This is a genomic window from Anaerotignum lactatifermentans (genome assembly GCF_016902535.1).
GTDB classification, from domain to species: domain Bacteria; phylum Bacillota; class Clostridia; order Lachnospirales; family Anaerotignaceae; genus Anaerotignum; species Anaerotignum lactatifermentans_A.
Genome location: NZ_JACSNY010000017.1, coordinates 33,469 through 41,287, shown reverse-complemented (window position 1 = coordinate 41,287; position 7,819 = coordinate 33,469). Strand labels below are relative to the sequence as shown.

The 7,819-nt window shown below is 48.7% G+C and carries 10 protein-coding genes; 3 read left to right on the top strand and 7 right to left on the bottom strand.

What is annotated here, in order from left to right:
- Positions 1-357 precede the first annotated feature (357 nt).
- The 5 genes from H9X84_RS11115 to yneA all read right to left on the bottom strand — a co-directional run bounded on the left by H9X84_RS11115 (position 358) and on the right by yneA (position 3,469).
- Positions 358-516 (bottom strand): hypothetical protein, encoded by a 159-nt coding sequence (locus tag H9X84_RS11115; protein WP_205134381.1) that lies wholly within the window; start codon positions 514-516, stop codon positions 358-360.
- A gap of 72 nt (positions 517-588) precedes the next feature.
- Complete coding sequence (locus tag H9X84_RS11110) at positions 589-1,368, bottom strand: EcsC family protein (protein ID WP_243423746.1); 780 nt, start codon at positions 1,366-1,368, stop codon at positions 589-591.
- Positions 1,369-1,459: 91 nt separating this feature from the next.
- Complete coding sequence (floA, locus tag H9X84_RS11105) at positions 1,460-2,470, bottom strand: flotillin-like protein FloA (protein WP_205134379.1); 1,011 nt, start codon at positions 2,468-2,470, stop codon at positions 1,460-1,462.
- A gap of 30 nt (positions 2,471-2,500) precedes the next feature.
- Positions 2,501-2,971, bottom strand: coding sequence for an NfeD family protein (locus H9X84_RS11100; protein WP_205134378.1), 471 nt, complete (start codon positions 2,969-2,971; stop codon positions 2,501-2,503).
- 177 nt (positions 2,972-3,148) lie between these two features.
- Positions 3,149-3,469, bottom strand: a complete 321-nt coding sequence (gene yneA, locus H9X84_RS11095; protein WP_205134377.1) for a cell division suppressor protein YneA — start codon at positions 3,467-3,469, stop codon at positions 3,149-3,151.
- A 171-nt stretch (positions 3,470-3,640) separates the two neighbouring features.
- On the opposite strand from yneA, the gene lexA reads away from it, so the two are divergent.
- The 3 genes from lexA (at position 3,641) to H9X84_RS11080 (ending at position 7,031) form a co-directional block, all read left to right on the top strand.
- Entirely contained in the window at positions 3,641-4,249 is a 609-nt protein-coding gene (lexA, locus tag H9X84_RS11090; protein ID WP_205134376.1) for a transcriptional repressor LexA, read from the top strand.
- Between the two features lie 16 nt (positions 4,250-4,265).
- Positions 4,266-6,206 carry an NAD(+) synthase gene (locus tag H9X84_RS11085; RefSeq protein ID WP_205134375.1) on the top strand — a complete coding sequence of 647 codons (1,941 nt, stop codon included), beginning with the start codon at positions 4,266-4,268 and terminating at the stop codon, positions 6,204-6,206.
- Between the two features lie 138 nt (positions 6,207-6,344).
- Entirely contained in the window at positions 6,345-7,031 is a 687-nt protein-coding gene (locus tag H9X84_RS11080) for a DUF554 domain-containing protein (RefSeq protein ID WP_330612347.1), read from the top strand.
- 77 nt (positions 7,032-7,108) lie between these two features.
- Here the strand turns inward: H9X84_RS11080 and H9X84_RS11075 are convergent, their stop codons facing one another.
- Positions 7,109-7,414: a hypothetical protein gene (locus H9X84_RS11075; RefSeq protein ID WP_243423745.1), complete on the bottom strand. Its 306-nt coding sequence runs from the start codon at positions 7,412-7,414 to the stop codon at positions 7,109-7,111.
- Positions 7,415-7,708, bottom strand: a complete 294-nt coding sequence (locus H9X84_RS11070; RefSeq protein WP_205134374.1) for a DUF2089 family protein — start codon at positions 7,706-7,708, stop codon at positions 7,415-7,417. It abuts the gene before it with no gap.
- Between the last annotated feature and the right edge of the window lie 111 nt (positions 7,709-7,819).

Here is a 7,819-nt window from a genome sequence, read left to right as displayed (position 1 = left end):
GCAAACTCTTGTCATTTATCCGACAGACTCATCTGTCGTTGAAATTGACTATGGGTTGTAAGTTTATTTCTGCTGTTCAGTTTTCAAGGATCAGTCTTGCTTTCCGCTTATCAGCGTCAGCTAGATTAGTATATCAGGTTGTCTCTTTTCTGTCAAGTACTTTTTTTCATACATTTTTCATTTCCTTAACTTCTATTTGACTTCCTGTTCGCCGCTGCGTTTCGGCAGTGACAGTTATTTATTATACACGTTTCCGAAAGAATGTCAACACTATTTTTTGTATTTTTATCAGCACATTATTCTCTTTCATAGGAAAAGGAGATAAGGATACCCTTACCTCCTTTTTCAACCCTGAAATCAGCCGTTTGTCTTGCCTGTTTTCCCGGTCTTGTTCTGCTTTTCGTTTTGTTTGCCATTCTGTTTGCCGTTGTCAATGCTGTACTCCTGCGCAAACTCTGTTCTGTTCATTCCCTTCTGGTTTTTCTTCTCCATATTTTTGTTCATGTTCTTTTCCATTGTCCAGACCTCCTCGTTTTCTTCAGCTGCAAACTTTTCTTGCAGTCATAGTATGAACAATGGCCCTTCTTTTTATTCTTTTCTTTTCTTTCTTAAATATCTTTTTTTGTACTTCAACGCGGCATACCCAATGATCCTGCGGTAAGTCATCAGATTGGTCACTCCGCCTACAACGCCTACCACCGGCAGTCCCTGCACAAATTTTGCCGTCATCATGGAAAAAGACAGCGCTGACGCCGCTTCCCTTACTTCCTCATCAAAATCATAGGCCACATCCGGTTCTTCCATGTGGCTGATCCAGTCCTCTACCCATAGGTCCGCCTGTCTGCGTTCTTCCTCCGGCGCCAATGCCGTATAAATCATCCGCAGAATCAATACCCGTTCTTTCTCTTTGGTATAGTCAAAACCATATCCCACCGCCGTCTCGTAAATCCCCTTCATGAGCATCCCCATAAACACAGGAATATCCGGCAGACCAATGCCCAGAAGCCCCAGACCTGCGCCTTCCACAGTAGTAATGGCGGAATTCAGGCTCTTGCTTTTTCCCGCCAGCCGGTCCATCTTTTTGAGGGAACGCCTTGTTGGGCTCTGGTCCACGCGGAAATCATTGACCTTAAATTCCAGAGCCATTTCTTCTCCTTTAAATGACTTCTCCACCACTGCCGTCCCTTTTTCAAATATCAGATAAAACCCTTTATAAAAAGCTGTATCCAGCGTTTCTTTCAATTTAGAAGGAATCTTTTTCTCTATTTTCTCCGTCAGTTCCTGTATGGTACCTGTTTTTTCCTTTTTGCTTTCTGACAAAAACCGCTCTTCTTTTTTCTGGATCTTCTCCAGTTCTTTTTGAATCATATCCCGCAAAAATAGCCCTCCTTTCTCTCTGTTTTATCTCTGTCTCAAAAATACAAAAACCGCCCGCAGATTCCCCGCAGGCGGTCTTTTTTTACTGTTTGTCTTTCGGCAAATCGTCTTTCTTTCTCAAAACTTCCGTTAAATCGGTAGAACCAATATTGTTTTTCATGCTGGTATCCGCCTGCACGTTCTGCATCCGGTAGTAATCCATGACCCCCAGATTTCCGCTTCTTAACGCATCTGCCATTGCCATAGGCACTTCCGCTTCCGCCTCCACTACTTTCGCTTTCATGCGCTCTACCTCCGCGCGCATTTCCTGCTCTTTGGCAATAGCTGTCGCCCGGCGTTCTTCGGCTTTGGCCTGCGCGATCTGCTTGTCGGCCTCCGCCTGCTGGATCTGCAAATGGGCGCCGATATTTCTGCCAATATCCACATCCGCAATATCAATGGAAAGAATTTCGAAAGCCGTTCCGTTATCCAGACCTTTTGCCAGCACTGTTCTGGAAATCAGATCGGGATTTTCCAATACGCTTTTATGGCTCTGGGAAGAACCTACGGTAGTAACAATCCCCTCGCCGACTCTGGCGATGATGGTTTCCTCCCCGGCGCCGCCCACCAGACGGCCCAGGTTCGCCCGAACGGTTACCTTCGCAATAACCTTTACTTCGATACCGTCGATGGCAACCGCGGAGATCCACGGTGTTTCGATAATCTTTGGCGTAACGCTCATACGCACCGCCTCAAACACATTTCGTCCTGCCAGATCAATGGCCGCCGCCCGTTCAAAGGACAGATCCAGATTCGCCCGGTGCGCCGCGATCAAAGCGTCTACCACATTATCCACGCGCCCGCCGGAAAGCAGATGGGACTCCAGCTGATTGGCGTTAACGTCCATACCAGCCTTCTGTGCCTTGATAAGAGGGCGGATAATTTTATCCGCGCGGACTCTGCGCAGCCGCATGCCCACCAGAGAGAAAATGCCGACCTTTACCCCTGCCGAAACAGCGGAGATCCACAATCCCAACGGCACAAAGCTCAAAAAGACCGCAACCAGAACAACGATCACAATGATCGGCACTACCAATGATAATATCAAATCCATTCCACAATGACCCCTTTCCTTAATTCATTTTTATTTTTCTGTTTCACATTCCACCACAGTTACGGTTTTCCCGCTGATTCTGGTGACCCTGACCTTTTTCCCCCGATCAATAAAATCTCCGGCGGAGCAGACATCCACGCTTTTCCCCTGAAAATCCGCCACACCAAAGGGCCGCAGTGTTGTCTGTGTCACGCCTTCCATTCCCATCAGTCCTGTCAGAGCGCTCTCATCAAAATCCTTTGCCTCCTGCTTCGCCGTCAGCACGACTTTATTGTACATCCCGCTTTTTTTCGCAAAGACCACCATCGCCGCGAAAACGATCACCAGCAGTACCAGCGCCAGTAAAAAACCGGAAATGCCATAAGAGAAATAGGACAGGACCGCTGTAACAATCATGGCCACAGCGCCCAGAATTCCAAAAATACCAAATCCCGGCATCAAAATCTCCGCAAATACCAGCACCAGACCAAGAATTCCTATTAAAATAATCCAAGGCAGCATTCTTCAACCCCCTTTTTCTTTCGTACTGATCGTACTTATACTATATTGTATCATTTCCACGGACAAATGTATACGAAAAAGAAAAAATTAAAAAAGGCGTAAGAATCCCACTCCTTACGCCAGCTGTCCATCTATGAAAAACATCTTCTCTTTCCTTTGCCCGATTTTCTTCTTTATCTATGACGCTTTTTCCACAGGCACCAGAATATGCTCTCCCGAACGAATTTTCGTCGTTTTTATTCCATTGAGCTTCAGAATATCATCAATCATATGTTCGGTCTTTTCTCCCTCTGATTTATATTCCTCCGCAATGGACCAAAGGGTATCTCCTGTATGGATCAGAACGGACTCATAGCAGACGCTGCCTTCCTTTCCGCCCTGCGCACCCATGGCAATGGTACCCAGCCCTACAATCAATGCCAGTGTCAACAGTACCAGTACGTTTTTTCTCGCTTTTTTTGATTTCCGTACCATTCTTCTGCGTCTTCTTCCATCCATCTATCTCACCCCTTCTTCGAACATATTTTCTTTTTCTGTTCTCATATTACACGAACATTCGTTCTTTGTCAACAACTTTTTTCGTTTTTTACGAACACAGGTTTGATTTTGCTGTCTTCCTGTGGTATAGTAAAGAAGAAAAATTCAAAAAATACCGCAAGGAGTGAGCCCATGAACGAATTATCCGCGAAGCAAAAGCAGATATTGGAATACATGAAACAGGAAGTGCGGGAAAAGGGCTATCCCCCTTCCGTTCGGGAGATCTGTGAGGCCGTCGGCCTGAAATCCACCTCCACTGTCCACGGACATTTATCCAGACTGGAGAAAAAAGGTCTGATCCGCAGAGATCCTACCAAACCCAGAGCCATTGAGATTCTGGATGAGGACTATGCCCTGCCGGAAAAGGAACTGGTACAGGTCCCCATTATCGGCAATATCACCGCCGGCAGCCCTATCCTGGCCGTGGAAAATATCGAGGATACCTTCCCCATCCCGGTGGAATATGTCCATAACGATAAAGTCTTTATGCTCAAGGTTCGGGGCGAAAGCATGATCGGCGCCGGCATCTTCGATAAGGATATGATCCTGGTGCGCCAGCAGAATACCGCCAATAACGGCGATATCGTCGTGGCTTTGATCGAAGATTACGCCACCGTCAAAACATTCTATAAAGAAAAGGACTTTGTCCGCCTTCAGCCGGAGAACCCTTCCATGACCCCAATCATGGTTCGAGACGTTACGATCTTAGGCAAAGTCATCGGTCTTTTCAGAAAATTTTAAGGAGTGAATCAAACGTATGTATGGTTTTATCAGAATCGGCGCCGCAGTCCCCAGACTGAAAGTTGCCGACTGTATTTATAATAAAGAACAGATCCTGGATGCCATCCGGGAAGCGCAGAAACAGCAGGTAAAAGTCCTCACCTTCCCCGAGCTTTCCCTGACCGGCTATACCTGCGCCGACCTTTTCTTCCAGCAGCCTCTGCTTCATGGCGCCCAGGAAGCTCTCAAGGATATCGCGGCGGCTACGGCCGATGTGGATATGGTAATTGCGGTGGGAGTTCCCGTCGCTTTGGACAATCAGCTCTTTAACTGCGCCGCTCTTTTGTGCCGCGGCCGTATTCTGGGTCTGGTGCCCAAGACCTTTATCCCCAATTACAGTGAATTTTACGAAGAACGCTGGTTCTCCTCCTCCAGGGACCTGATCAGCGAGGAGATCACCTTTGCCGGACAGAGAGTGCCCATTGGCGCGGATCTGCTTTTCTCCGCTGAAAATGTCCCCGGGCTGAAAATCGGACTGGAGATCTGCGAAGACCTTTGGGTACCGATCCCGCCCAGCTCCTACGCCGCCCTTTACGGCGCTACTGTACTCCTGAATCTTTCCGCCAGCAATGAACTGGCGTCCAAACCTCTTTACCGCAGACAGCTGGTGTCTCAGCAGGCTTCCCGTTGTCTGGCGGCATATGTGTATACTTCCGCCGGCATCGGCGAATCCACTCAGGACGCTGTATTCAGCGGCCACAGCCTCATCTGTGAAAACGGGGTAATTCTGGGCGAAACAGAATCCTTCTCCAGAGAGGGGCAGGTTGTCAGCCGGGATGTGGACCTGGAGCTTCTGACCAATGAACGCCGCCGCCATACTACCTTTATGGAGCAGCTTTCCCAGCCGGATGCGCAGCGCTTCTACCGGGAAATCTCCTTCCGACTGGAGGATACTTCCTTTGATCGTCTGGCCCGCGCCGTTTCCGACGCGCCTTTCGTTCCCGCGGATACCTCCTCTCTGGACAGCCGCTGCCAGAATATTTTCCAGATCCAGGTAACCGGTCTGGCCCGCCGTATGGAGCATACCCACGCCAATACACTGGTAATCGGCATTTCCGGCGGACTGGATTCCACACTGGCTCTGCTGGTTTCCGTCAAAGCCTGTGATTACCTGGGCATTCCCCGGGACCATGTACTGGGTGTCACCATGCCCGGCTTCGGCACTACCGATCGTACCTACCATAACGCCCTGGATCTGATGGCCTCCTTAGGCATCCAGACACGGGAAATTTCTATCCGCGACGCGGCGCTGCAGCACTTCTCCGATATCGGCCATGACCCCAGCGTCCATGACGTCACCTATGAAAACACTCAGGCCAGAGAACGCACCCAGATCCTCATGGATCTGGCAAATCAGGCCAATGGTCTGGTAGTCGGTACCGGTGACCTTTCGGAACTGGCTCTTGGCTGGGCTACCTATAACGGTGACCATATGTCCATGTACGGTGTCAATGCCGGCGTTCCCAAAACGCTGGTCCGCGTTCTGGTCCATTGGGTTGCGCAGTCCGGTACTCTCAGCGAAAAGGCCTCCGATATCCTCTTCGATGTATTGGATACTCCCATCAGCCCGGAACTTCTGCCTCCCGATCAGGAGGGTAAGATCAATCAGAAAACAGAAGATCTGGTAGGTCCTTATGAACTCCACGATTTCTTCCTGTTCCAGATCCTGCGTTTCGGCTTCCATCCGGATAAGGTTCTCTATCTTGCGGAGCAGGCTTTCCAGCAGCGCTATGACAGAGACACTCTGGTGAAATGGCTGAAGAACTTCTACCGCCGTTTCTTTATCCAGCAGTTCAAGCGTTCCTGTCTGCCGGACGGTCCCAAGGTCGGCGCTTTGTGTCTGTCCCCTCGCAGTGACTGGCGGATGCCTTCCGATGCCTCTTCCCGTTTGTGGATGGAAGAAGCGGAAAAACTTTGATTCTGCCTGCCCTTTCCTTCGGGAAAGGGCATTTTTTTGTTTTTTTCCTTGCGCAGATGGCTTTTTTAGGTATATACTGATATTGTTTTTTCCAACATACAAAAGAAAATTCATACGAAAGAAAAGGATGTGTTTTTTATGATGATCGGCACCATTGTCAATACCAGCACCATACTCATCGGCTCTGTGGTAGGCTCTCTGCTCCGTAAAGGCGTAAAGCCCCAGTATCAGGACGTTCTTTTTAACTCCATGGGCCTTGCCGCCGCTGGACTGGGCATCAACGCTATTGTGCAGAATATGCCCAACAGTGTCTATCCGGTACTGTTTATCGCCAGTCTGGCTATCGGCTCTCTAGTAGGGAATATTCTGGATATCGACCGCCGTTTTCAGTCTCTGACCGGCCGTTTTTCCTCTTCCAATTTAGGGGAAGGTCTGTCCACCGCCATCCTTTTATTCTGTATCGGTACGCTTTCCATCGTTGGGCCCATCCAAAGCGCCCTCTATGGAGATCATACCTATCTTTTGACCAACGCCACTCTGGATCTGGTCACTTCCGCCGTACTGGCCTCCACCTACGGCATCGGTATTGCTCTTGCCGCGCCGATATTGTTCTGCTGGCAGGGCGCTATTTATCTGTTTGCCGGTTTCCTTTCAGAATTCCTGACGGACGCCCTCATGTGCGAAATTTCTGTCATCGGCGGATTTTTGATCGCGTCCTCCGGCATCGGCATTTTAAAGATCAAAGACCTGAAAACACTGAATATGCTGCCGTCCCTGCTGGTACCGCCGCTGTTCTTCGCTCTGAAAGCCCTGATCTTAGGCTGAACACCAAAAGGCATTTTCATAAGCAAACAAATATTGCCGGAATCCTTTCTCTCAAAAGGATTCCGGCAATTCTGTTTTTATAAGTCTTTGATTTTCATTTGATCCAGTTGCCCGTTCCGTTTCTTTTTCCCCCGAACCGCGAAATAAATCAGCAGATATACCACCGTCCCCGCGTTTCCCACCAGAAAACTGCGTACGGCGCCTCCCGCCTCCGAAGCCTGAACCATCAGCAGAAGACTGAAAAGAAAGGAAATCCCCGGCAATATCAGCCCCAGCCATTTGTTCTCGGCTCTGGATAAAAAAATCTGGAGCACCAGAAACCCAATCCCAAGCAGTACCATCCCAAATAATATGATCCACATGACACCCGTTGCAAATGCCATTTACTTTCCCTCCTTTTCCTTTCTGTATGCCTCGATCAATATTTTCGCCGTGGCATAATCCATTTTGTCCTCCATCGCCAGCTCCTTGATGAGCCGCACATAGGGTTCCTGCTCCTTCTGTTCCGCCAGCTCTATTTTCTGGATCAGCCGGTCCAGCCGCAAACGTACCGTAGGATATGTCACCCCATAAATCCCTGCAATCTCTTTTAAAGAACCCGAGGAAAGCACAAAGTTTTTAATAAACGCCAAATCCTCCGCCTCCAGACGGCAGATCCACTCCGGTATCCGTTCCATCTCACCACCTCTTTCATATTATTAAGATAGCATTTAATTTTATTAAAGTCAATCTTTATTTTTGTTTTAATTAAAATAAGCTTCTTCCTATTTTTCTTTTTTCCCGCATAT